20 protein-coding genes are annotated in these 22,079 nt (G+C 50.1%); 17 read left to right on the top strand and 3 right to left on the bottom strand.

Annotated elements, in window-relative coordinates:
* Positions 1–27 precede the first annotated feature (27 nt).
* The 11 genes from G549_RS19120 to G549_RS0105290 all read left to right on the top strand — a co-directional run bounded on the left by G549_RS19120 (position 28) and on the right by G549_RS0105290 (position 10,986).
* Positions 28–1,185: a sugar ABC transporter substrate-binding protein gene (locus tag G549_RS19120; protein ID WP_036221021.1), complete on the top strand. Its 1,158-nt coding sequence runs from the start codon at positions 28–30 to the stop codon at positions 1,183–1,185.
* A gap of 62 nt (positions 1,186–1,247) precedes the next feature.
* A complete protein-coding gene (locus G549_RS0105335) occupies positions 1,248–2,741 on the top strand; it encodes an ATP-binding cassette domain-containing protein (protein WP_051213403.1) in 1,494 nt (497 codons plus the stop codon).
* Positions 2,742–2,762: 21 nt separating this feature from the next.
* Entirely contained in the window at positions 2,763–3,578 is an 816-nt protein-coding gene (locus G549_RS0105330; RefSeq protein ID WP_027834160.1) for a sugar phosphate isomerase/epimerase family protein, read from the top strand.
* Complete coding sequence (locus G549_RS0105325; RefSeq protein WP_246778336.1) at positions 3,559–3,906, top strand: L-rhamnose mutarotase; 348 nt, start codon at positions 3,559–3,561, stop codon at positions 3,904–3,906. The genes G549_RS0105330 and G549_RS0105325 overlap by 20 nt, the downstream gene beginning before the upstream one ends.
* 4 nt (positions 3,907–3,910) lie before the next feature.
* Entirely contained in the window at positions 3,911–4,987 is a 1,077-nt protein-coding gene (locus G549_RS0105320; RefSeq protein WP_027834158.1) for a hypothetical protein, read from the top strand.
* Positions 4,984–6,420: a hypothetical protein gene (locus G549_RS0105315; RefSeq protein ID WP_027834157.1), complete on the top strand. Its 1,437-nt coding sequence runs from the start codon at positions 4,984–4,986 to the stop codon at positions 6,418–6,420. The genes G549_RS0105320 and G549_RS0105315 overlap by 4 nt, the downstream gene beginning before the upstream one ends.
* An 11-nt stretch (positions 6,421–6,431) precedes the next feature.
* Positions 6,432–7,196, top strand: a complete 765-nt coding sequence (locus tag G549_RS0105310) for an SDR family oxidoreductase (protein ID WP_036221020.1) — start codon at positions 6,432–6,434, stop codon at positions 7,194–7,196.
* A 20-nt stretch (positions 7,197–7,216) separates the two neighbouring features.
* Positions 7,217–7,951 (top strand): SDR family NAD(P)-dependent oxidoreductase, encoded by a 735-nt coding sequence (locus G549_RS21205; RefSeq protein WP_169449607.1) that lies wholly within the window; start codon positions 7,217–7,219, stop codon positions 7,949–7,951.
* A gap of 23 nt (positions 7,952–7,974) precedes the next feature.
* Positions 7,975–9,018 carry a Gfo/Idh/MocA family protein gene (locus tag G549_RS0105300; RefSeq protein WP_027834155.1) on the top strand — a complete coding sequence of 348 codons (1,044 nt, stop codon included), beginning with the start codon at positions 7,975–7,977 and terminating at the stop codon, positions 9,016–9,018.
* Between the two features lie 2 nt (positions 9,019–9,020).
* Positions 9,021–9,779 (top strand): acetoacetate decarboxylase family protein, encoded by a 759-nt coding sequence (locus G549_RS0105295; RefSeq protein WP_027834154.1) that lies wholly within the window; start codon positions 9,021–9,023, stop codon positions 9,777–9,779.
* Between the two features lie 82 nt (positions 9,780–9,861).
* On the top strand, positions 9,862–10,986 hold the full coding sequence (locus G549_RS0105290) for a mandelate racemase/muconate lactonizing enzyme family protein (RefSeq protein WP_027834153.1): 1,125 nt from the start codon (positions 9,862–9,864) through the stop codon (positions 10,984–10,986).
* A gap of 258 nt (positions 10,987–11,244) precedes the next feature.
* On the opposite strand, the gene G549_RS0105285 is transcribed toward G549_RS0105290, so the two are convergent.
* Complete coding sequence (locus tag G549_RS0105285; protein WP_027834152.1) at positions 11,245–12,456, bottom strand: tyrosine-type recombinase/integrase; 1,212 nt, start codon at positions 12,454–12,456, stop codon at positions 11,245–11,247.
* A 644-nt stretch (positions 12,457–13,100) separates the two neighbouring features.
* Between G549_RS0105285 and xylB the strand changes: the two genes are divergently transcribed.
* Genes xylB through G549_RS0105255 form a run of 5 tightly spaced genes read left to right on the top strand, consistent with a single transcriptional unit; the run spans position 13,101 to position 17,990 of the window.
* On the top strand, positions 13,101–14,552 hold the full coding sequence (gene xylB / locus G549_RS0105275; RefSeq protein WP_027834150.1) for a xylulokinase: 1,452 nt from the start codon (positions 13,101–13,103) through the stop codon (positions 14,550–14,552).
* On the top strand, positions 14,549–15,853 hold the full coding sequence (gene xylA / locus G549_RS0105270; protein ID WP_027834149.1) for a xylose isomerase: 1,305 nt from the start codon (positions 14,549–14,551) through the stop codon (positions 15,851–15,853). Before xylB ends, xylA begins: the two co-directional genes overlap by 4 nt.
* A gap of 26 nt (positions 15,854–15,879) precedes the next feature.
* On the top strand, positions 15,880–16,533 hold the full coding sequence (gene fsa / locus G549_RS0105265; protein WP_027834148.1) for a fructose-6-phosphate aldolase: 654 nt from the start codon (positions 15,880–15,882) through the stop codon (positions 16,531–16,533).
* A 1-nt stretch (position 16,534) separates the two neighbouring features.
* Positions 16,535–16,687 carry a hypothetical protein gene (locus tag G549_RS21780; RefSeq protein ID WP_156905477.1) on the top strand — a complete coding sequence of 51 codons (153 nt, stop codon included), beginning with the start codon at positions 16,535–16,537 and terminating at the stop codon, positions 16,685–16,687.
* Positions 16,677–17,990, top strand: coding sequence for a cytochrome-c peroxidase (locus G549_RS0105255; protein ID WP_036221018.1), 1,314 nt, complete (start codon positions 16,677–16,679; stop codon positions 17,988–17,990). The genes G549_RS21780 and G549_RS0105255 overlap by 11 nt, the downstream gene beginning before the upstream one ends.
* Here G549_RS0105255 and G549_RS19110 read toward each other — a convergent pair.
* Together G549_RS19110 and G549_RS0105245 are read right to left on the bottom strand one after the other, a co-directional pair.
* Entirely contained in the window at positions 17,984–19,543 is a 1,560-nt protein-coding gene (locus G549_RS19110; protein WP_036221016.1) for a CRTAC1 family protein, read from the bottom strand. The genes G549_RS0105255 and G549_RS19110 overlap by 7 nt on opposite strands.
* Positions 19,533–20,744: an ROK family transcriptional regulator gene (locus G549_RS0105245; protein ID WP_027834146.1), complete on the bottom strand. Its 1,212-nt coding sequence runs from the start codon at positions 20,742–20,744 to the stop codon at positions 19,533–19,535. Before G549_RS0105245 ends, G549_RS19110 begins: the two co-directional genes overlap by 11 nt.
* 222 nt (positions 20,745–20,966) lie before the next feature.
* Here G549_RS0105245 and xylF point away from each other — a divergent pair, with 222 nt between their 5' ends.
* Positions 20,967–21,998, top strand: coding sequence for a D-xylose ABC transporter substrate-binding protein (gene xylF, locus G549_RS0105240; protein WP_027834145.1), 1,032 nt, complete (start codon positions 20,967–20,969; stop codon positions 21,996–21,998).
* Positions 21,999–22,079: the final 81 nt, after the last annotated feature.

The following is a 22,079-nucleotide window of genomic DNA, read 5'->3' as shown; positions in this document are numbered from 1 at the left end:
ACTTGCTGTCATTTTGGGAGGAAAAATATGACACATAAACTAGCTATAGCTTTTACAGCTGCACTGCTAACCACAAGTTCCGCATTTGCGATTGATGCGAGTGACCTGAAGGGACAACCGATCACCGAGGGCCAGTATATTGAATTGGTGAATGCAGCCAAATCAGTCAATCCGCCCAAAAATGGTGAGAACTATGTCTTTGGTTTCGCCAATCTTGGTCGCAATGCGCCATTTTTCCTTTCCGTGGAGCAAGGCATTGTCGACAATGGTGAGAAGGCCGGGGTCGAAATTCTTGTAACGGATAATGCCTTTGATGGCTCAACAGCGCTGGCCAACGCAGAAAGCTATTTGCGGCGTGATGTTGATTATGTGATCGAATTCCAAACAGACACTAATTTTGGCTACTCGATCATGCAAAAAATGAATGAGGCCAACGTAAAGGTTACGGCAATTGATATTCCAATGCCAGGTGCCACATTTATGGGGGCGAACAACCCGCGTTCAGGCTTTATGGGAGGCGTATATCTCGCTCAAAATGCGCGAGCGAAATGGGGGGATGACAAAGTCATGTCTTCATATCTGGTTGTCGGTGAGCTGCCACAGTCAGGTGCAGTCCCTGCGATGCGCACTGACGGACAGGTTGCGGGCTTCCTTGCAGAATATCCAGACTTCCCAGAAGACCAGCTGATCAAGATCGATACAAAGGGCACTCTGGAAGAGGGCTTTCGTGTTATGAGCGACCTGGTGGGGCGAATTCCACAGGGTGTGCCGATCTTGGGTCTTGCAATCAACGATCAATCCATTTTGGGGATGCTGCGCGCGGTTGAACAAGCTGGCCGGTCAGACGAGGCTCTATTTGTAGGTATGGGTGCCGATGAAGGTGAAACCATGGTGGCTGAACCAAACTTTTTGGGATCAGTAGGTTATTTCCCTGAAAATTATGGCAATTATCTCGTTCCAATCGCGCTAATGGAGTTGGCTGGTGTAGACGTTCCACCTGCTGTTTTGGTTGAACATAAGATGGTCACGAGCCCAACCATCTGCAACTTCTATGAAAACATCGAGTGTACCGACGATAGCGAAGTAGAGTTGGTATTCCCGGAAACAGCATTTGAATGGCATTTGAAAGACCAGTTGGTGAACCCAGCCTTGGCCGACGTTAAAGACCTGATTCCAACGAAATAGTGTATCGGGACCTGCCCGCAGTTTTGCGGGCAGGCATTTTTCAATCAAGATTGGGTGTTGGTATGTTGAAGATGAAAAGCATCTCTAAATCGTTCGGTTCAAATATGGTGCTGGACAATGTCGATTTCGAGATTAACTCATCAGAAATTGTCGCGCTACTCGGTGCAAATGGCGCCGGGAAGTCGACACTTATGAAAATCATGACGGGCATATACACCAAAGATTTCGGTATGATCGAGATCGACGGCAAAGAAGTGCAAATCGGCTCACCCTCTGACGCCATGGTGCATGGTATTCGTCTCGTGCCGCAAGAATTGCAAATCGTTCCCGATCTCTCGGTTGCCGAGAACATATTTATCGGTGCGTTTCCGACATCCGGTTCCGGACCTTTTGCCACAGTTCGCAAAGACGAACTCAACCAGAAAGCTACGGAGATTTTGCAAGATTTAGGAATTGAAAAGATCAATGTGCGCGAGAAACTCTCTGCATACTCAATTTCTGAACAGCGGTTGGTGGAGATTGCACGCTCATTGGCAGGAGATGCGCGTATCTTAGTGATGGACGAGCCGACGGCATCCTTATCAGAGCCTGAGTGTAAGCGGCTTTTTGAGATCTTAGATAGGCTCAAAACTAAAGGTGTTTCGATCATCTTTATCTCTCACTTTTTGGACGAAGTGTTCGAAATATGCGATCGAATTGAAGTGTTGCGCGATGGCAAAAACGCAGGGAGTTTTTCGGTCGATGAAACTGATCATCACACTGTTTTGACGTCCATGTTGGGGCGGGAGCCAAGCGATTTATATCCCGAACACTCGAACGCTGCACTTGAAGACATTTTTGTTGTGAACGGTGCGCGCAAATTACCCAACATTCAGGATGTTTCATTCAAAGTACGACAAGGCGAAATTCACGGCGTTTTTGGCCTTATCGGATCTGGCATTGAGCACCTTGGAAAAATGTTGTTTGGCGGCACTCACATGGAACAAGGGGAGGTTTTGCTTGATGGTGAAAAATTTGATCCCCAAAGCCCCAACGATTCAATTGAATATGGTGTTGGCTTTGTTTCGGGAGAAAGAAAGTCCGAAGGCATTGTGCCGGATCTTCCGTTGCAAGATAACCTAACACTCCCCTACCTCAAGCGCCATAAATCAGGCCTGGAGGTTTCCACTCGATCACAATCAAATTTGGCCAAGAAATGGATTGATACCTTGGGGATTGTAACCTCTGGACCGCAACAGCCTATCGGCGGCTTGTCTGGTGGTAACCAACAAAAAGTGTGCATTGCGCGTTGGCTGGTGAACGATCTGCGGGTTTTGATTTTGGAGGAGCCAACTCGCGGTGTGGATCTTGGCGCGCGCAAAGATATTTATGCACAGTTGCGCAAGTTGTCCAACAGTGGATTAGCGGTAGTTGTGATTTCTTCAGATGCTGAGGAAATTGCCGGCCTTGCCGACACGTCCACAGTATTGATCGACGGCAAATCCGTCGAATATTTCGACACGCCGATTGAGGCACCGATTTTAATGAAATCGGCCATGCGTGAAATTGCCGTTTAGCTGAATTTGGAGGAAGAAATTATGAAATTGAGTGTGACATGTTGGTCATTTCCGGAGCTGACTCTCAAAGAGGTCGACGGCATAGCAAAAACCTTAGGTATTGAAGCCATTGATGTCGGATTATTCTACGGTTCGGCGCTCGATAAGTCTGAGGTATTAGGAAATTCAGAGGTTTACGGCAATAAATTGCAGGCGAGCCTTCAGTCCAAGATCGCCAACTATTATCATTTGTTTGGCGACGGCCTGGCGCATCGAAATCTTGCTCTCGGTCGTAGTGATGAAAATGAGGCTGACTTGAAGGCGGTTTTATCCTTTGCAAAGGCCGCAGATATCTCAACCGTGTTCATCCTTCCCGGCGTGATAAATCCGGGCCAATCGCGTCGTACAGCTTTTGAAAACTCAGTTGCCGCATTGAAACCGCTTGTTGATATCGCTGCTGAAACGGACATCGCGCTCACGGTTGAGCCGCATGTTCATGGCCTACTTGAGAGTGTTGAGATGGTGGAAGAACTCGTCGACGCAGTCCCTGGTTTAAAGCTTACCTTTGATCCGGCACACTTTGTTTCAATCGGCTACAGGCAAGATGAGTTAAGCCAGCTTATTCCGCACATAGGTCATGTGCATCTGCGTCAAGCAAAGCAGGGTTTTCTACAAACCAAATTGGAAGAGGGCACAATCAATTTCCCTGCGTTGTTCGGGGACCTTCGTGATGCCGGCTACCAAAATTGGCTGGCGATCGAATATGTGCACCAAGCCTATATGAACACTTTATTCGACGACGTGCTGTCTGAGACCGTCAAGATGCGCAATTGCTTTAATGAATGGCATGCTGGCTAAAGAGGAGGCTGCAGTGGGACATTATGCTTGGATACTCGAGGTTCGCCCGGGATATGAAGACGAATACAAGAAGCGTCATGATGAAATATGGCCAGAACTTGTCGCAGATATATCGGCCGCGGGCATCAAAAACTACAATATTTTTCGTCACGGTTTGACCCTGTTCGGCTATTTCGAAACTGACGATTTGGAGTACGCAATTGCAGCGCTTGGACAGAGTGATGCAAATCGCAGATGGGGTGAATTTATGGGCCCGATTATGAAGGTGGAAGTCGATGAAAATATTGGCTTTCCATTTCTACTCCCGCTTCAGTGGCGCATGGACTAGTTAAATGATTATGCCGATCATTGATAACGATTTGCTAGAGCGGAAGATACGCTCTGGCCGTTGGGAGGAACTCGCCATTGGAACGCCAAAATTAATTGAACGGGCGCTTGAAAATGAGCGCAATCAGGAGGCCGGTGAGCTGGCAACATTTTTGGCCGGTGAGATGCGCGTTGTTTACGACATCTATAGCCAGTGGTTTCGAGATACAGCCAAATGCTTGCTTGATAAAGGTATGTCGGAAGCTGATCTCGAACATGAAATGGATGTAATTGATGAATTGCTGGCCCCCTATCATCAGGCAATAGGTAAGGACCGCGCAGATATTTGGTCTGACATTGAAAGTCATCTTAATTACATATCCGATATCAATGTCTCAACCGAAGAAAAGCTTACAAAACTGGCTGCAGCCAAGGATAAATGGCGGGACCTGCATGATTGCGAGGTTGATCAACTCTCAGGGCTTTTCAACTTGGTCATCTCACGATTTGGCGAAAATGGATTGCTAGAGATGTATGAGGGTTGGGTAATTGGCGATTGGTTTCGCCAACGTTATCAGCGATTTGACGTGTCTAAGATTGCGTGGGGTGAGGCAAGTTGGTTGCTCACCTATCTCGGTTTTGAGGGGCATCACGGTCACTTTAGTGGTACGCATCGCGATGGTTCTATTGATTTTGAAGAAGATGATGAGAAGATCACGATAAGCTTTGCACCTTGCGGTTCTGGTGGTCGATCCATGGAAGGCGAGGTACGTGACGGGCTGCCTGCTTTGCATCAAAAACCCTTCGAATGGCCACTTTTGGAGCAAGCACATGATTTTACTTGGAACGAAAAAGGGATCTGCAGCTATTGCGCACATTGTTGCATCTTACATGAAAAACTGCCGATAGAGCATTTTGGGTATCCTGTGCGTGTTACGAAGCCGCCTGTTGGTCCATTGACCGAGCAAAGTCGATGCGCGTGGACTGTTTATAAAGATTTAGAGGCTATCCCCGAGTGGGCCTATGAACGCGTAGGGGCGAAAAAGCCACTTAAGGGTGTGCCGCTGGGTTCGACTCATAAAGCACTGCGCGAACAATCATGAACAAGCGCCCCCTTTTTTCCGACCCACGTATGATCCGCGTTGCCGTAATCGGCGGCATGATGAGCTATTTTGAAAGCATTATGGCCCCAGATTTCCGGGAAACGCGGCGCAACCATGTGCACAAGACAGTTGAGGAACTAAGGACATTTTGTGATGTCGTTTTTTTGGGTCTTTGGGCGGAAGATGCAGACAATCAGGCGATCAGCAGCCAGTTGGAAAACCACAATTACGATGTGATTTTACTTGTGCCGACGATGGCCACACCGCCAGAATGTCTTGTGCAAATTGTATCGAGAGCTGGTGTTCCCATTGTTATTGCGTGCGGTCACGCTGTGCATGAAATTGATCAAAGCTTTGATATGAAAGCGTTATGTACCCATTCAGTTGGAGTCGGTGCAACGATGCTACAATCCATGCTCTCGCGACAATCTAATGGGCAAAAAGCTATTTTGGTTAGTGGGCATCTGGATCAACCTAGTTTTCACTGGCGTTTGGGCATGGCCGTTCGCGCTGGGGCGACTGCATATGGGTTGAAAGGCTTGAGAATAGGGAAGCTTGGTGAACCCATGCCAGGATATGCCCATGTGGGTATGAGTACCTTAGAGGCCAATCAAACAGGATTTGAGTTAGTCGAAATTCCTCATCAGGATTGGGCGGAAAAGCACGCCGCTATTTCTGAGCGCGATATTGAGGAGTTTATTGAACATGACTTGCCAAATATCCTGCCTAGCGGATCGACTTTCCAAATTTCATCACAATTGAAAAATGCTGTGCGGCAAGTTCTCACTCTTGATCAGGTGGTTCAAGCGTATGATTTGGATTGCGGCGCTATAAATTGCCGTGGCCCGCTTGGTGTTGGGTTGAGCAGTGGTTCAATCAGCTGTCTTGCAACAGCGTTGGCACTGAAATCTGGGCATGCATTTGCAGCAACAGGTGACCTTTTAACAGGCGTGGCCATGTGGATTGGACACCAGTTGGGCGGCGCGGCTTTATATTGTGAACTCGATGCAATTGATCTTGAATTGGACGCTTTTCTAGTGGCGAACACAGGTGAAGCCGATTTCGCATGGTCTGGTGTTGAGGGGGTAGTTTTGCATGATGCTTCAGCTCATTCCGGCCGCGAGGTACCTGGCATCGTTATCGAACAGATTATTGCTGCCGATGCTGCGACAATGGTGGGGTTGTCGCCAAATATGGAGGCCGAGAAACCTTTTTCGCTTTGTACGATTGAGGGCGATACACTTGCGGCCAAACCCACCAAATTAAAAGTAGGACACGGCTTCTTTCGGGCGGCAAACGGTTCCTGCAATGCAATATTTGAAGACTGGGTAAACACCGGTGTTCCCCATCACGGCGCGTTGAGCAGAGGGCACTTAAACGAGGCAATTGAGTGGTGTGGCAAGCTCTCAGGCTTTTCAACAATTACGCTATAGTTAGGAAAATTATGAAGATCAACAAAGTGGCCATTGTGACAGGCGCATCAAAAGGAATTGGTTATGAAACAGCACGTTTGTTGCTGGAAGCAGGGTGGAAAGTAGCGATCGTTGCGCGTGGCGTAAAAGCGCTTGAGGCGGCGGCGTTGATGTTGGATAGCCCAAATGTATTGGCTGTGCCATGCGATGTGAGCGATCGCACATCCGTTGACCAATTGGTGGCTACGGTTCAGGAAGAATTTGGCCCCATAGGCGCGCTCGTGAACAATGCAGGTGTTATCGACCCAGTGGGATCATTTGCAACTATTGATAGCGACGCCTGGCTTCGTCTGCAACAGATTAATGTTGGCGGTGTTATGAATATGAGCCAAGCAGTTCTTGGCGATATGGTCGAAGCCAAGTCTGGCGTGATCGTTAACCTTTCCTCTGGCGCTGCGTCGAATCCCGTTGAGGGGTGGAGCGCCTATTGTACGTCAAAAGCCGCGGTCGATATGTTCACCCGTTGCCTTTCAGCAGAAGTGCGCGATTTGGGCGTACGTATACATAACTTCATTCCAGGCGTTGTAAATACAGATATGCTGAACGGGGCACAGGCGCAGTTTGACAATGCGATTGCCCGTCTTGATTCAAGCATCAAACTACCTGCGGAACTTCCGGCAAAATGTTTGGCGTGGATTGTGGATCAAGGCGAAAGCCATGATTTGGAGCCAGATTTGTCAATTCGCGATCCATATTTGAGAGAACTTGTAGGCTTGGAGGAACGTGCAAAATGGTAGAGACGAAGCCGAATTTGAATATGAATCTTGAAGGCAAAAGCATTGTTGTGATTGGTGCTGCCCAAGGCATAGGGCAGGCAACCGCGCGTTGGTTGTCACATATGGGGGTAAAGCTAACTATCGCCGACATCCAAAATTGCGATGAAACACTAAGCCAATGCTCAAAAGACACAAAATTTGAGACGGTGGATATGAGCGATAAGCAACAAATTGAGGCGTTGCTTGAGCGGGCGACCGCTTTGGATACGCCTTTATACGGCGTTGTAAATTGTTCCGGTGTTTTGATGCGCCGCCCACTTGAACAAACGCAGAAAGATGAGATTGAACTGCAAACGGCAGTGAACCAATCTGGTGTGTTCTTTCTGGCGCGTAAAGCGCTCGAAATCATGGAGAAACAAGGTGAAGGCCGCATCATTCTCTACACAAGCCAAGGCGCTTTTACAGGCGGATTCAATGGTTCAATTCCTTATGCAATGAACAAGTCTGCGGTTACGGCGCTAGTGAAATCGCTTGCCCGTATTGCTGCGCCAAGCGGCATCACTGTTAATGCTGTTGCCCCGGGCGCTGCTGATACGAAAATGCTACGCGGCGGCATGAGTGAGGACGATTTGGAGAACTTTAGAAAGATGATCCCTATCGGACGGTTCGCGGATCCTGATGAGCTAGCGGCGCCTACTGCATTTTTACTGAGCGCGTGGGCGCAATACATCACCGGAACAACACTTCACGTAAATGGCGGCCAGTTGATGGTCTAGTTGAACAATATTGGGAGGAAATGATGAGTAAAGCGAGATTAGCATTAATTGGCGCTGGCTGGTGGGGCGTGGAAGTTTACGTGCCTGCAATGTTGGCAAGTGAGGAAATTGAACTTGTCGCCGTCAATCGACGCAATAAAGATGCCTTAAACCAGATTGTTGAGAAGTTTGATGGCGTGAGCGGCTACACAGACTATCGTGAAATGCTGGAAAAAGAAGAGCTGGACGGTGTGGTGATAACGTCACCGCACACAGTGCACTTTGAACATGCGAAGGCTGCGCTTGAGGCGGGTTGCCACGTGCTCATCGATAAACCTATGACAACAAACGCCGACGATGCGCGGGCTCTCGTCGAGTTAGCGGCGGAAAAAGGGCTTGAAATCCTTATTCCATATGGGTGGAACTATAAGGAGTTTGCAACTCAGGCTTCCGAACTCATTGCGCGGGGTAAGGTTGGTGAAGTGCGGCATGTAACCTGCAATATGGCGACATTTACCTATGATCTTTTTGGCGGGCATGGGCTAAGTGAGGCAGCAGACCACATGTTTCAACCAAACAAATCAACATGGGCTGACCCTGACAATGCAGGTGGCTACGGCTGGGGACAGCTTAGTCATGCGCTGGGTCTCATGTTCCGTTTGGTCGATCTGGCGCCTAAAGAGGTATATGCAATCAAAACAAATTCTGATGCCAACGTGGATCTCACAGACGCAGCGGTATTGACCTTTGAGAACGGCGCGAAGGCCAGTATTTCGGGTAGCGCACTCGTGCCAAAACATTGTTCCTATCAAATGGATGTTAGGGTTTATGGCAGCGAGGGCATGTTGTTGATCGACATGGAGCGCACGCGGATGGAGTTGCGGCGTTTCGACAAGGAAGACTTGGTTTTGGATTTAGAGCTCGACGAAGGCCAATATGCTGCAGTTGAGCCGATTACCCGCCTCGGCGAAGTATGCCAAGGCACAGCGAAAACAATCGAGGCCAACGGTACAATTGGAATGCGAGCCATTGAAGTGCTTGATGCGATGTATCGATCCTTTAATTCAGGGCAATCCGAGAAGGTCTAAACATGAGCTGGAAGAAAAAGCGCGAGGATATTGTAAAAGGTGGGTTTTCTACACCATTGGATGCTCCGATGGTGCCTAATTTTCCTTTTACCTTCAGAAATATCAATATTTTCACTTTGGTCTACAAGACGGATATTGACGCCATTGGCGCGCTTCTTCCAGAACCATTGGTGTGCACTGGGCCAGAGGTGATGATTCATTTTTATCAGATGAATGACACCTCCTGGCTTGGGCCTTACAATGAAGTGAATGTGATGGTGGGCGTGGAATTGCCCGGCGAGGCTGTCGGCAGCTATTCACCCTATCTATTTTTGTCGTCCGATATTGGGGTTGCACATGGTCGCGAAGTGCATGGGCAGCCGAAAAAATTTGGCAACCCAACAATCGAATTTCGGCAGGACTTGATCGTCGGTAAACTGGAACGCAACGGGATTGATGTGGTAACGGGCACGATGCCCTATAAACAGCGACCAGCTGAGATATCTGAATTATCTGATATTTTTCCCTTTGCAACAAATATAAATCTGAAAGCAGTCGACCATATTGATGGCTCGCCAGCGATCCGCCAGCTGACCTCGCGCAGCTTAGCTGACGTAAAAGTTAGCGAATGTTGGCGCGGGGCCAGTACAACTCATCTTTTGCCCAATGCACAAGCACCTGTTCATCGTTTGCCAGTGCAAGAAATGTGCGATGGTTTTTTCTGGACAGCCGAGTTCACATTGGTGCCGGGCAAGGTGCTTCTAGATTATTTAGCTGAATAGTTTTCAATTCGCCAGCGAAGCGCGGATTGAGGAGAACAACGCAGCGCTAAGAGATGCTGGCGTTGTACGAAAGGAACAAAAGATGCGTATCAGAAGTGTAGAGGCGTTTCCAGTCTCCTATCAAGAGCCTACGGACCATAATCGGTTTCGAGCCGTTTGTTTGGTTAAAATTACGAGTGAAGATGGTCATGTTGGCTGGGGTGAAGGCTGTGCATATTTCCCTGAAGCGACCCTTGCCACGGCAAAGCTGGTTGAAGGCCTAGCGGAGTTGGTGGTTGGGCAGAATGTGCTGCACACCAAATCAATTTGGCTGGCCCTAAAAGAACATAGTTGGTGGTATGGCACCGCAGCTGGGATTGCCTCTATCGCCATTTCAGGCATTGATATTGCGCTTTGGGATTTGAAGGGCAAGGTGACTGGTCTTAGTGTTTTGGAAATGCTTGGCGGGCCGGCACACGAAAGAATGCCGGCTATCGCAAGTTTGCACGGTACAAAGGTGCACATTGAAGAGATGGCCGAAGAAATCTCAGCGCACACAGCCACTGGATTGCATGGCGCTAAGGTTGGCTTTGGCAAGCGCGGCGAGGCAAATCTTGGCTTTGAGAAGGACCGGGATTTAGAATTCGTTAGGCAAGTGACGGAGGCAATGGGTCCCGGAAAATCTTTGATGGTCGATTTGGGCGTGAAGAATAAGTGGGATATTGCGACGGCCATATCACGAGCGAAAGCCTTTGAGGAGTTAGGCGTTGCATGGCTGGAGGAGCCGCTGGGGCATGATGATCCCGAAGGATATAAGGCGCTCCGTGCTGCATCCGGAATTCGTATTGCCTATGGCGAACGTGAGTGGAATGCGAAAGGTGTAAAACGAATTGTTGATACGGGCACCGTGGATGTGGTTGGCATTGACCCCGGTCGCATTGAAGGGATCACGGGATTTCAAATGGCGGCCGAATTCTGTGCCATGTCAAATCGCCAAGCAAATGCACATAATTTCTCGACGGCTATTGTCGGCGCCGCCAGTCAGGCTTTGAGTTGGGCGTCTCCTGCCTGCAAACTGTTAGAGCTGCAGCCCGTATACGGACCTGCACAAAAGGATTTGGTGGACAAACCCATTTGGCACGAAAATGGCTTTGTGCCGATGCCAGAAGGGCCCGGGCTAGGCATAGAGGTCAACGAGGATCTCATTTTGAGTGCTAAAATGGAGTAGATCGTTAGATAGGCACAATCTTAAAGACTTGATTGTGCCCTTTGCAGTCCAAATCAAATTTCAGGCAACTCTGTCGACGAAAGTCTGCTTTGAAGATTTAAAGTCAAGTGTGTCTAATGTCTGCTATTGGGATTTTTCCACCCTATCGAACTTCTGGTGCGTAATGGTAGCAATAACGTCTTCACCTGATTGTCACATCATATCGAGTCTTGCTCGAAAACGGGTTATAGGCTTGTTGAAGCACAAGTAGTGATACAATTAATTTCTCAAACAAAAGTCCGCCCACTGTTGCATCATTTCTCTGCGCTGTTCGAGTAAATCAGTACGGTGATATGCTGCCTCGGTGCTGCTTTTTATTGTGTGGGCGAGGGCACGTTCAGCAAGATCGCGCTGGAAGCCATTCTCTGATGCCCAATCGCGAAAAGAGGAGCGGAAACCGTGTGCGGTGGCATGTCTGTCAATCACGTCGCTCGTTATATTCTGCTCTCGCAAAAACTTTGTGAATGCCATATCGCTAAGTGGGGTATTTCGAGACGAAGGAACAACAAGGTTTGTTTCACAAATTCTTTGATTGTGAAGTTCTTGGAGAAATTGGACTACTTGTTTAGCTAGTGGAATACGATGTGCAGCGCTGGCTTTCATCCGATCTGCTGGAATTGTCCAAATCGCATTGTCGAGATCGACTTCTGCCCAGTTCATACCTCGAATTTCACCTGAGCGTGTTGCGGTTAGCAGCAGTAGTTTGAGAAGGATTTGCGTAGAGCTAAGGTGCCCTTCAGTCAGGAATTTTACAACAAAGCCTGGGATCTCACGCCAAGGGAGCGCTGGATGATGAACAACACGTTCTCTCTTGCTTGGCTGACGAGGTAAAAGGTCATCTACAACGCTGACAGGGCTTGCTAGAATATAGCCATGGGCAGCGCACCATTTCATGATCCTGTCGCAACGCTGTTTAACGCGAGTAGCGGTCTCTGGCTTGGAGAGCCAAAGGGGCCTCAAACAATTCGCAAAATCCACCGGTCGAAGCTCATTGACTTTGATCGAGCCAATCTGAGGAATAACAAACTTTTCTATGGTGTTTATCCACTGAGCAGAATGCTTCGGGTTTCTAAAAGAGGGCGATATTTCTCGGTAAACCTTACGAGCAACACTAGCAAAATCGGGAATCTCGTGTTCAGAACGTGCATCAGCTTCGGCAATTTCCTTTTCACGCAACGGGTCTAGTCCGTCTTCCACAGCAATGCGGTGTTCGAACGCTTCTCGCCTAGCTTCCTTTAGGCTTTTTTCAGGAAACCTCCCAAGTCCCATTTCGCGACGTTTGCGAGTAAGCGGTGAGGTATATCGAAAAAGCCACTTCCCATTCCCAATCTTTGTTGAAGAAGGGAAAAAGTACAGCCCCTGAACCTGAACGTCCGCGACCGGCTTAGATTTCGGTGAAATCTTCTTTAGTTTGGTATCTGTCAATATCATTTTAGCCCACCATCTAGCCCACCAGCGTGGGTTTGATTTACTGATTTCTATTTTGACAGATTTTGATAGATGAAATCAATAAAGTATTGAATATAAAGAGATAAGTCGGATAAGTTTTGATTGATTTTGATTGATATTTACACTGTAAAATGCAGACTCTCTCTCCGCCATTTTTATTGCTATAAATAGAATTTCTGTTTTGGCTTCCCTCATTTTGTCTCTCCCAAAAAAACTGCCCGTCATTGGTAATTGCGAATCTTATGTTTTGATCCAGCGCATCTTTTGCGGAAGTCAGCGAAAGTTGCGGGAAGGGGCTGGAATTAAGGCTTGCCGCATTGAAATCCTGTGCCCTACCTCTCAGAAGATGCTTGACGCGCTTCTAATCGCATCAATCTGTCTAATGAACGCTGACGGGATACAGCAGGCGTCCTCTGCCTTCTGAAATGCAGCTGCCTCGCACCTTTGGCGCCACAATATTCCTTCAGTTTGCGCTCAAACACTTCAAAAGTGAGCACTTTTCCAGATTCTAATGCGTATTATTGACCCAGACCAAAGGATGCGGCCGCCTTTGCGCCAGCTACATCCTATTTTTTAATTTGACTTTCAAATTAAATATAATTTAGGTTGGGCAAGGGAGTGAGAATATGTATTTAGGATTAGATTTAGGCACTTCTGGTCTCCGCGCTTTGTTGACCAACGATCAGGGCCAGAGCGTTGCCTCGGCAGATCACGCCTATTCAACCGCACACCCACATGCGGGGTGGAGTGAACAGGACCCACAATTGTGGATAGCAGCCTGCAAAAAGGTGCTCAATGATTTGCGCGACACCGCGCCAGATGCTTTGGCACAGCTTAAAGGCATCGGCATTTCCGGCCATATGCATGGGGCAGTGCTACTCGACAAGGCGTTAAAACCCCTGCGTCCTTGTATTCTATGGAACGATACCCGCAGTCATGCAGAAGCGGCACAACTGGATGCCCATGAGAATGTACGCACACTTTCCGGCAATATCGTCTTTCCCGGGTTCACGGCGCCTAAATTGGTTTGGGTTAAAGCCAACGAACCTGATATTTTTGAAAAAACCGCGCATATATTGCTGCCAAAAGACTTCTTACGGCTCTACCTGACAGGTGAATTGAGGGCTGAAATTTCCGACGCTGCGGGCACAAGTTGGCTCGATCAGAGCACGCGCCGTTGGTCCAATGCTTTGCTAAAAGTTGGTCAGATCAGCGAAAATCAACTTCCCGAGCTGGTGGAAGGCTCGGCCCCCGCCGGGTCACTGCGTGATGATTTGTGCGCAGATTGGGGCATCGGTCAGGAGGTAATGGTTGTCGGCGGTGGCGCCGACAATGCGGCGGCCGCGTGCGGCGCAGGCGTTTTGCAAGAAGGGCAGGGCTTTGTTTCGCTGGGCACATCCGGCGTAATACTGGTGGGCCGCAATGCGTTTGCGCCTCAGCCTGAAACTGCGGTGCACACCTTTTGCCATGCTGTACCAGATCGGTGGTATCAAATGGGCGTCACTCTTGCGGCAACGGACAGTTTGAACTGGCTGTCGAAAATTGCTGGCATGCCCCCATCCAAGCTGACGCGCGAGCTGGGTGCGCAATTAAAACCACCTTCGACCATTCAGTTCCTGCCTTATCTATCTGGCGAGCGCACGCCCATTAATGACAGCCACATTCGTGGCAGCTTTGTGGGCCTGGATATCGCACACGACCGGGCAGACATGACGCATGCAGTGTTGCAGGGGATCACCTTTGCGTTGCGCCAATGCCTTGAAGCATTGCGCGCTACAGGTGCAACTATTGATGATCTTTTGGCGATTGGGGGGGGCGCGCAATCTGGCTATTGGCTGCAGATGCTCGCTACTGCATTCAATCTGCCGATCAACGTGCCTGAAAAAGGCGAATTCGGCGCTGCGCTTGGGGCTGCGCGTCTGGCGATTTGTGGTGTAACGGGACGAGAGCCAGAAATGGTAATGGCACCGCCGGACATTGCCGAAACGGTTTTGCCCGATCCTCAATTATCGGCCGCTTACAATTCGGCCTATGAAAAATTTATCAAAATATATCCAGCAGTTAGAGCGGTACAATGAGCAGCAATTTCTTTAAGGGCATCAGCAAGGTCAAATATGAGGGTGAAGGTAGCACTGACCCAATGGCGTTCCGGCACTACAATCCAGACGAAGTTTTGATGGGCAAGCGCATGGAAGATCATTTGCGATTTTCTGTGGCCTATTGGCATTCGTTTGCTTGGCCGGGTGGGGACCCGTTCGGCGGGCAAACCTTTGAACGCCCCTGGTTTGGTGACACCATGGAGCTGGCGAAGCTTAAAGCGGATGTGGCTTTTGAAATGTTCGACATACTTGGTGCACCCTATTTCTGTTTCCATGATGTGGATGTGCGGCCAGAAGGTGAAAACTTTGCTGAAAACTCCCGTAATCTCGAAGAAATTACAGACTATTTCGCCGAAAAGATGCAGCAGCAGGGTACTAAGCTTTTGTGGGGCACGGCGAACCTATTTTCCAATCGGCGCTTTATGGCCGGGGCGGCCACCAACCCAGATCCGGAAGTGTTTGCCTTTTCTGCGGCGACCGTGAAAACTTGCATGGACGCTACACACAGGTTGGGTGGAGAAAATTATGTGCTTTGGGGCGGTCGCGAAGGCTATGAAACCCTGCTAAATACGGATTTGAAGCAGGAGCAGGACCATATGGGCCGCTTCCTCAATATGGTGGTGGAATATAAACACAAAATTGGTTTTAAGGGGCAAATTTTGGTGGAGCCTAAACCACAGGAGCCCACCAAACACCAATATGATTATGATGTCGCCACATGCTATGGCTTTTTGCAAAAATACGGCCTTGAAAATGAGGTGAAGCTCAATCTGGAGCAGGGTCACGCCATCTTGGCTGGCCACTCCTTTGAGCATGAGATCGCCACCGCAATTGCGTTGGGTGTTTTCGGGTCGATTGACATGAACCGCAATGATTATCAATCCGGTTGGGACACGGACCAGTTCCCCAACAACGTGCCTGAAGTGGCTTTGGCCTATTATTATATATTGAAAAATGGTGGCCTGACGTCAGGTGGTACCAATTTCGACGCGCGCTTGCGTCGTCAATCGCTTGACCCGCAAGATCTGGTGGCAGCACATATTGGTGGCATGGATATTTGCGCCCGCGGCCTGAAAGCTGCGGCGGCGATGTTGGAAGATGGTGGCTTGGATGCCGCGCTGAAAGAGCGTTATGCCGGTTGGGACACAGCCTTGGGCAACAGCTTGCTGAATGGTTCATTGGATGAAATTGCCGCCCAAGTGGAAAGCCAAAACATCAATCCTGAACCACGTTCTGGTCGTCAGGAAATTCTCGAAAACTATGTCAACCGGTTCGTCTAAGCGCGCTGGGGGAAGAGCAGTACACAATGAAGTTTTTTATCGATACAGCTGATGTGGGTGAAATCAAAAAGTGGGCCGATAGCGGCTTCCTTGATGGGGTCACGACCAATCCAAGCCTCGTCGCCAAATCGGGCCGCGATTTTCTCGATGTGATCAAGGAAATTTGCGGACTGATCGAAAGTCCGGTCTCCGCAGAAGTGGCTGCACTGGATCATGCCACCATGTTGAAAGAAGCCATGGTGCTCAAGGACATTGCACCCAACGTTGTCATCAAATTGCCGACCACTTTAGATGGATTGAAAACCTGTCGGCAATTGACCGATATGGGGGTGGACACCAATCTCACTCTTTGTTTTTCAACCAATCAGGCGCTGTTGGCCGCTAAAGCTGGTGCGACTTATATCAGTCCCTTTATTGGCCGTTTGGATGATATAAATTTGGATGGCATGGAGCTGATCCGCGACATTCGCACGGTCTATGATAATTATGGCTTTGACACAGAGATTTTGGCCGCTTCAATTCGCACGCCAAATCATGTGAGTGAAGCCGCGCTTGCGGGCGCAGATGTGGCCACCATCCCCGCCTCGACGCTGGCAAAACTCGCCAACCATCCTTTAACCGATAAAGGCTTGGACGCCTTCGTGGCCGACTGGAAGTCGACCGGGCAATCGATTTTGTAACATGATGCACCAAACACGAATTGGCGAAGTAGACACATTCCCTCAATTGATCACTTTGCTGAAGCGTGGTGAGGCTGAGATTGATAATCTCAGCCTCGGCTGCATGGTTTCCGGCCCAAACGACCGTGACCCGAGAGCTAAAGATGCGAATTAAACTCGGCATAATATTGGTTTTGATCAGCAGCATCGCCACTACCGCGCAGGAGGTGAAACTGCCGACTTTTGCGCGCGCTGAATTTCCCGCTGTCAATATGGAAGAAGTGCAACTTGGGCGTTTTCTGTTTTACGACCCAATTTTAAGTGGCAATAAATCCGTTTCCTGCGCCAGTTGCCATCATCCAAAATTTGCCACTTCGGACGGTTTGCCCCTGGGCATTGGTGATGGTGGCATTGGGCTAGGGCCAGATCGCATGCTTGCGCCAGACAATCTGCCTGAAGAGCGCGTGCCCCGTAATTCGCCAGCTTTGTTTAATCTTGGTGCGTCGGAATTTGTTTCTATGTTCCACGATGGACGGCTGGAGAAAGACGAATCTCGGGCCTCAGGCATCCGCACGCCACTTGCCGATGAAATGGTCATGGGTTTTGATGGTGTACTGGCGGCGCAAGCCATGTTCCCGGTGCTTTCTCCTGATGAAATGGCTGGGCACTATCAAGAAAACGATGTGGCCCGCGCGGTGCGCATGGGCGTGCTGACGGGTGAGGGGGGCGCATGGGACATTATCGCCCAGCGGGTGCGTAATATTGATGAATATGCGGACCTATTCGCGGCTATAGATGTGGCGCGCCCCGACATTTCATTCGTGGAAATCGCCAATGCCATTGCAGCTTTTATTGCGTTTGAATGGCGGGCGGACAATAGCCCCTTTGACCAATTTGTTTTTGGCGGGAAACCCTTGCCCGCATCAGCCCAGGGCGGCATGGATTTGTTTTATGGCCGCGCAGAATGTGCCAGCTGTCACGCAGGTTTGTTTCAGACCGACCATGACTTTCATGCGATTGCGATGCCGCAATTTGGTCCCGGTAAGGCCGCTCGATTTGAGGACCATGCCCGCGACGTGGGGCGCGCGCATGTGACCGGCGCCGCCAAAGACCTCTACCGCTTTCGAACCCCCTCTTTAAGGAATGTCGCGGTCACTGCGCCTTACGGACATAGCGGTGCTTATGACAATCTTGAAAAGATCATCCAACATCACACGGATCCGGTGAAGTATTTTGAACAATATGATCGCCGGGTTGCCCTGCCACGGTTTCCCCATAGTGACGATTGGCGCGTGATGGACAATGCTCAGGATCGTGCCGCAATCATCGACGCAAACGCGCTAAAGCCCTTGGCGCTGACGCAGGCCGAAATCGGCAATCTGATCGCCTTTTTGGAAACACTAACGGATGAGCAAAGCCTGTCTGGTCGCTTGGGCGTGCCCAAAAACGTGCCCAGCGGATTGCCGGTAGATCAATAAGCCTCGACTAATGTTTGGTCTTTTTTGCGGGTCACTCGATATTGTTTGTTGGCGTCAATCGTGTGCCAGTTTGAGCTGACATTGCCGGGCCAGATCACCATGATTTCAACCTGCTCATTGGCGCCTAAACCAAAATGTGCTGGTGCCAATGTGCCTCCGGCATGGCCGCCGCCAATGGTGATTTCGCGGCTATAAGTCCGTTCCGATGTGCGCAATTTAATCCAGGCGCCAACTGCATCTCGGTTTTGGTCTGGTTGGTTCAGCTTCACGCTCAGCCAATTGCCGCTGTCTGACGTCATGTTCTGATATATTTCAACATTGCTGCGCCTATTGTTGATCACCAGATCGAGACGCCCATCGAGGTTCAAATCAACCAGCGCGCCGCCACGGGCGCGGGCAAGGCTTGCAATCCCCGCCACATCGCCCATTTCCACAAACCGACCATCAGGTTGCTGCACCAGTAAATTATTGGGGTCCTGCATTGCTGCGCTAATCATTTGGTCAACATTGCCCTTCGCAACGAAAATATCGTCCAACCCATCATTTTGAACGTCGCCAAACGCGGCGTGCCACCCCGTTGAAGGGCGACCATCGTCGCCCAAATAGGGGCGATGGGCGGTAATACCTTGCTCATAAGCGGCATCCGCATAGGTCGGCCCGTTGGCATTGGGCTGTAAGCTGTGCAATTTTTGATCACCCATCGACGTCAAAAACACCTCGGGCTTGCCATCAAAATCCAGATCGCGGCTGGCGATGCCCATGCCCCAAAGCTGATGCTTTATCCACCCTTCTTCTGCCGTTAACAAATGTGGCCCCTTAGAACGCAATTGCCAAAGCTGCTCCTGTCCGTCGTTCAAATAATAATGTCGGTCGTTACTGATCCGCAAATCCTGTTGGCCATTGGCATTCCAATCCGAAAACAAAATGGACAGGGCGCAATAGCCGGGTTCCAGCTGGATGACCTTTTGATACCCGCCCTCTTTCGGACGCAGCAAAATATTCGCGTCGCATGTGCCAAAAGGGCCGTCAGGATCGGTCCGGTCAACATAATTGCCAAAGGCAAGCGTGGGCAGCTTCTGCCCATTTTCCCATGTGGCCGAAAAGGCTGTGGTCCAATGATCACCGCCCAATCCATCAAGCATGGTGCTGGGTGCAAATTGGCAATTGCCTTGCCCCTCAAACAACAGATTTTCGCCAACGCGTAAAATCATCAGATCTGTGTGCGCGTCGTTATTGATATTGAGCGGGTAGGCGCCCGTCGCACCCGTGACATTGAGCGGACTTGGCATTTGCTCAAAGGCAACATCTTCACCAAGCGTGTTGGTTATATTGCGCAGCAAGGTTGACGGCGCGGTCCCGCCCGCCAAGAAAAGCTCAGGCAAATGGTCATTATTGCAATCAAAAGCGGCGACACCGCCGCCCACAAAATGCTCCCACCCTCCAAGATATTGATGCTCAATATCAGTGGCACGTGGCGCAAAATTGGGTGCCGCCAAACCCGGGCAGGTGGCGGTGAGAAGCGCAGCTCCGATGGCAACCAGCTTAGGCGACATTATCGGCCAGCTCCCGCAAGGTGAGTTCGCCCAAGCCTTCAATGGCGTAGGCGGCGGCCCCGGTTGCCCACATCATGTCTCCCCATTTGTGGACAATGATTTCAGGGGGAGGCGCATCCACCTGCACCACAATATCGCGGATGCTCGCCAAAACATCATCAGCAAATAAAAAGTCGAGCTGCATCCGTTCGCCCGAAAGAATGATCAATTTCGGATCGAAGATATTGACCAGATTGGCCAGCCCCATGGCGAACATGCGCGCCGCGCGATCCAAAACACTATTCGCGGTCTTGTCGCCCGCTTTTGCCGCCTCAATCAGGGCCGCCATATCCTCTGCCGGGTCAGCTGACCCCACCATATCGGTGCCCACCGCCAACTCGCGCAGCAAGGCATAATCGGCCACATAGGCCTCCAAACAGCCCCGCTGGCCACACCGACACAAAGCGCCATCCAGATGCACCTTGGTGTGGCCAAACTCCGCGCCACAACCACGGGTGCCGCGATAAAGCTGATTGTTCAACACAATGCCCATGCCAACACCATTTTCGATGGTGACAACGATAAAGTCGCTGACATTTTTGCCCCTGCCGAAATATTGTTCGGCTTTGGCCACCAAGTTGGCGTCATTGTCGATGAAGACCGGTTTGCCCAAGCGTTGGCTTAACGCATCGCGAAGTTTTACATTGCGTGTTGTCAGCGATGGAGACCAGCGCACAACCCCCTCGACCACATCCACAATCCCGGCCAACCCCAATCCCACAGCCGAAAGATCTGCGAGCGTAAGATTGGTGGCGCGCGTTGCGTTCTCCAGTTCGGCCGTCAACGTGGCCAACAATTCACCTTCATCATAGATGGTCTGTGGCAGCGCCGACCAATATTCGGACACCAGATTGCCTTCAAAATCGCAGATTCCGATGGAGATAGACTTGTTGGCCAGTTTGATCCCCGCCACATGAAAGATGTCACCGCGAATTTTTAGGTCCACCTTGGGGCGACCCCGTTTCAAATCTTTAGATTTCGGCTCAACGGGAATTTCTTCGATCAAACCATGATCCAACAGCTCCGCCGTGATGGTCGTGACCGTAGCTCGACTGATGCCGGTTTGCTCGGAAAGCTCGATCCGGGGCAAGGGGCCAACTTTACGAATTTGCGACAGGATTGCGCGTCTGCCTATGCTTCTTTGCTCGCCCAACATGGTCATTCCTCCACTTCGTCCGACCGATCTATACGCAATATAGGTACTTTTTCAATCGGCAAATCCTGACCCAAGGTCAGAAAGGTATAAATTTCAGCGGTTTAACAATTCACGATTATTTAATTTGACTGTCGAATTTAAAATTGTTACCGATATTGGGTCGGTTGGCAAGCCTCCATTTCACAAATGCTTTGGCTCGGCCAACCTCGTTTTCGGGAGGAAAATAGAATGAAGAAATTTATGTTGGCGACGGCAGCTGTGCTGAGCATGGGCGTCGCATCAAATGCGCTTGCCGCCGATTTGGTGGTTGGCGTGAGCTGGTCAAACTTTCAAGAAGAACGCTGGAAAACGGATGAAGCCGCGATTAAAGCGGCGCTTGAGGCAGCTGGTGCGGACTATATCTCCGCTGATGCGCAAGCATCCTCATCAAAACAGCTTTCAGACATTGAAAGCCTGATCGCCCGTGGCGCAGATGCATTGATCATTTTGGCACAAGACGCATCCGCGGTTGGCCCTGCGGTAGATGCAGCTACAGATGAAGGCATCCCTGTCATCGCTTATGATCGTTTGATCGAAGATAGCCGCACCTTCTACCTCACCTTTGACAATGTGGAAGTTGGCCGCATGCAGGCCCGCGCGGTCTTGGCAGCGCAGCCTGAAGGTAACTATGTGATGATTAAGGGCTCGCCCACCGATCCAAACGCAGATTTCTTGCGCGGTGGTCAGCAAGAAGTGTTGCAAGATGCCATTGATGCAGGCGACATCACCATTGTTGATGAAGCCTATACTGATGGTTGGGTGCCAGCCAATGCCCAGCGCAACATGGAGCAAATCCTGACAGCCAATGACAACAACGTTGATGCCGTTGTGGCGTCAAATGACGGCACCGCCGGTGGCGTTGTTGCTGCGCTGACAGCGCAGGGCATGGAAGGACTGCCTGTTTCTGGTCAAGACGGGGATCATGCGGCTCTGAACCGTGTGGCCCTGGGCACACAAACTGTATCTGTTTGGAAAGATGCGCGTGAATTGGGTAAAGCTGCAGGCAATATTGCCGTGGATTTGGCCAATGGTGCTTCTATGAGTGAGATTGAGGGCGCTGCCCTTTGGACCTCACCAGCAGGCACAGAAATCCAAGCGAAATTCCTTGAGCCAGTTCCGATCACCATCGACAATCTGGACGTTGTTTTGGATGCCGGTTGGATTGCCAAAGACGCGCTGTGCGTCGGTGTAGATGGCTCTAAAGTGGCTGTGTGTAACTAAACAAACCAAAAGATGCCTCCCCTGTTATCAAGGGAGGCATTTTTCAGTGCTCACGGTTTGCCGCGATTTGGGGTAATATGC

The organism is Maritalea myrionectae DSM 19524 (genome assembly GCF_000423365.1).
GTDB lineage: Bacteria > Pseudomonadota > Alphaproteobacteria > Rhizobiales > Devosiaceae > Maritalea > Maritalea myrionectae.
This window is presented reverse-complemented; position numbering and strand designations above follow the sequence as displayed.

What these genes read in the sequence shown, in the direction of transcription:
- G549_RS19120 (WP_036221021.1), top strand. Translation starts at nt 28, where the DNA reads ATGACACATAAACTAGCTATAGCTTTTACAGCTGCACTGCTAACCACA.
- G549_RS0105335 (WP_051213403.1), top strand. Translation starts at nt 1,248, where the DNA reads ATGTTGAAGATGAAAAGCATCTCTAAATCGTTCGGTTCAAATATGGTG.
- G549_RS0105330 (WP_027834160.1), top strand. Translation starts at nt 2,763, where the DNA reads ATGAAATTGAGTGTGACATGTTGGTCATTTCCGGAGCTGACTCTCAAA.
- G549_RS0105325 (WP_246778336.1), top strand. Translation starts at nt 3,559, where the DNA reads ATGAATGGCATGCTGGCTAAAGAGGAGGCTGCAGTGGGACATTATGCT.
- G549_RS0105320 (WP_027834158.1), top strand. Translation starts at nt 3,911, where the DNA reads ATGATTATGCCGATCATTGATAACGATTTGCTAGAGCGGAAGATACGC.
- G549_RS0105315 (WP_027834157.1), top strand. Translation starts at nt 4,984, where the DNA reads ATGAACAAGCGCCCCCTTTTTTCCGACCCACGTATGATCCGCGTTGCC.
- G549_RS0105310 (WP_036221020.1), top strand. Translation starts at nt 6,432, where the DNA reads ATGAAGATCAACAAAGTGGCCATTGTGACAGGCGCATCAAAAGGAATT.
- G549_RS21205 (WP_169449607.1), top strand. Translation starts at nt 7,217, where the DNA reads ATGAATCTTGAAGGCAAAAGCATTGTTGTGATTGGTGCTGCCCAAGGC.
- G549_RS0105300 (WP_027834155.1), top strand. Translation starts at nt 7,975, where the DNA reads ATGAGTAAAGCGAGATTAGCATTAATTGGCGCTGGCTGGTGGGGCGTG.
- G549_RS0105295 (WP_027834154.1), top strand. Translation starts at nt 9,021, where the DNA reads ATGAGCTGGAAGAAAAAGCGCGAGGATATTGTAAAAGGTGGGTTTTCT.
- G549_RS0105290 (WP_027834153.1), top strand. Translation starts at nt 9,862, where the DNA reads ATGCGTATCAGAAGTGTAGAGGCGTTTCCAGTCTCCTATCAAGAGCCT.
- G549_RS0105285 (WP_027834152.1), bottom strand. Translation starts at nt 12,456, where the DNA reads ATGATATTGACAGATACCAAACTAAAGAAGATTTCACCGAAATCTAAG.
- xylB (WP_027834150.1), top strand. Translation starts at nt 13,101, where the DNA reads ATGTATTTAGGATTAGATTTAGGCACTTCTGGTCTCCGCGCTTTGTTG.
- xylA (WP_027834149.1), top strand. Translation starts at nt 14,549, where the DNA reads ATGAGCAGCAATTTCTTTAAGGGCATCAGCAAGGTCAAATATGAGGGT.
- fsa (WP_027834148.1), top strand. Translation starts at nt 15,880, where the DNA reads ATGAAGTTTTTTATCGATACAGCTGATGTGGGTGAAATCAAAAAGTGG.
- G549_RS21780 (WP_156905477.1), top strand. Translation starts at nt 16,535, where the DNA reads ATGATGCACCAAACACGAATTGGCGAAGTAGACACATTCCCTCAATTG.
- G549_RS0105255 (WP_036221018.1), top strand. Translation starts at nt 16,677, where the DNA reads ATGCGAATTAAACTCGGCATAATATTGGTTTTGATCAGCAGCATCGCC.
- G549_RS19110 (WP_036221016.1), bottom strand. Translation starts at nt 19,543, where the DNA reads ATGTCGCCTAAGCTGGTTGCCATCGGAGCTGCGCTTCTCACCGCCACC.
- G549_RS0105245 (WP_027834146.1), bottom strand. Translation starts at nt 20,744, where the DNA reads ATGACCATGTTGGGCGAGCAAAGAAGCATAGGCAGACGCGCAATCCTG.
- xylF (WP_027834145.1), top strand. Translation starts at nt 20,967, where the DNA reads ATGAAGAAATTTATGTTGGCGACGGCAGCTGTGCTGAGCATGGGCGTC.